This window comes from Halomonas sp. ND22Bw, from assembly GCF_003011945.1.
Lineage (GTDB): Bacteria > Pseudomonadota > Gammaproteobacteria > Pseudomonadales > Halomonadaceae > Halomonas > Halomonas halophila.
Map to the genome: position 1 here is coordinate 1 of NZ_PXWD01001381.1, position 252 is coordinate 252.

1 protein-coding gene is annotated in these 252 nt (G+C 67.1%); it reads right to left on the reverse strand.

The window, feature by feature from the left end:
* Positions 1-252, reverse strand: a 252-nt coding sequence (locus tag CVH10_RS22720; RefSeq protein WP_369335986.1) for an ATP-grasp domain-containing protein, incomplete at both ends; no start/stop codon positions are given.

Here is a 252-nt window from a genome sequence, read left to right on the forward strand (position 1 = left end):
TCCATTCCGCCCTCGGTAGAGAAGACGAACGCCAAGCGGCCGGTGGCGCGATCGACCAGCAGCGCGAGGTAGAATTCCTTCGCGATGTCGACGCCGTCGGTGACGTACAGGCGGTTGACCTGCTTGCCCGCGTCGCCGGTCTGGATCGTCACCAGCGTGTTCCCCAGCATCTCGGCCGCGGCGTGGCGCACCTCTTCCTCGGTCTTGGCGAGGCGGACGCCGCCCTTGCTGCCCTCCGGCAGTTCCTTGAAC